The sequence below is a fragment of the Hoeflea sp. YIM 152468 genome (genome assembly GCF_029210485.1).
GTDB lineage: Bacteria > Pseudomonadota > Alphaproteobacteria > Rhizobiales > Rhizobiaceae > Hoeflea.
On sequence record NZ_JARGET010000020.1, the window covers coordinates 1 to 1,099 of the forward strand.

Sequence of the window (1,099 nt, forward strand, 5' to 3'; positions counted from 1 at the left end):
CCGTCTCCTGGTGTGTGACGGACTCTACCAAATTCTGGAGGAAGTTTAGGGTCTCAGGTCAATTCTGACTGAATCGGCAGGGCTTCCCTGACTAGTTTTATCGTGATTCACTTCGGTTGGAGGTGACTTGCGATGACAAAGGCTTATTCACTTGATCTGCGTGAGCGTGTTGCCCGCTTTGTTGACGGCGGCAGTTCACGGCATGCGGCGGCAGCTCATTTCAGGGTATCGGTCTCATTCGTGGTGAAGCTGATGGCGGCTCGGCGCGCAAGCGGCAGCCTGAAGCCGAAGCCTTGTGGCGGCTGGCGCTATTCCAAGCTCGACCCGCACCGGGAATTCCTGGTCCGCCGTGTGAGTGAGAAAGACGACATTACCATGCCTGAACTTGCTAGCGAATTGGCCGGAAAGGGCACGGTCGTAGCCCCGTCCTCGATCTCGCGTTGGCTGATCCGCAACGGCTACAGCTTTAAAAAAAACGCTGCTGGCCAGCGAGCAAGAGCGGCCAGATATCAGGCAGGCACGTCAGCAATGGCAGGAAAAGCGCCAGCCGAGGATGCGGCTTGAACCCCACAGGCTCGTCTTCATCGATGAAACCGGCACGACGACTAAGATGACCAGATTGCGCGGGCGCTGCCCCAAAGGTCAGCGATTGCGCTCAAAAGCGCCGTTTGGTCACTGGAAGACCCAGACCTTCATCGCCGGCCTCAGATGCTTCGGACTGACCGCTCCCTTCGTGGTCGACCGGCCGATGAACCGGCGCATCTTCGAAACCTATGTCGAAACTCAACTCGCGCCGACACTGTCGAAAGGCGATGTCGTCATTCTCGACAATCTCTCAGCCCACAAGAGCCTCAAGGCCGAAGCCCTTATCAAGACCCGCGGAGCATGGATGCTCTTCCTGCCGCCCTATAGTCCCGATCTCAATCCGATCGAGATGGCGTTCTCCAAACTCAAGGCCCATCTGAGAACACGCGCCATCAGAACAATCGATGGCCTCTGGCGAGCCATCGGAGACATCTGCGATCTCTATTCGCCAACCGAATGCAGAAACTACTTCACCGCAGCAGGCTATGGATACACTTGAATGCACGACGCTCTA

1 protein-coding gene is annotated in these 1,099 nt (G+C 57.0%); it reads left to right on the top strand.

The genetic code is table 11. The features are described from left to right. Window positions 1–132 precede the first annotated feature (132 nt). Window positions 133–1,084, top strand: a protein-coding gene (locus PZ897_RS10550; RefSeq protein WP_275752244.1) for an IS630 family transposase whose coding sequence is annotated in 2 segments (ribosomal slippage) — window positions 133–468 and window positions 470–1,084 — 951 coding nt in all. Because the reading frame shifts where the segments join, the coding sequence is not laid out codon by codon here. The last annotated feature ends 15 nt before the right edge of the window (window positions 1,085–1,099 follow it).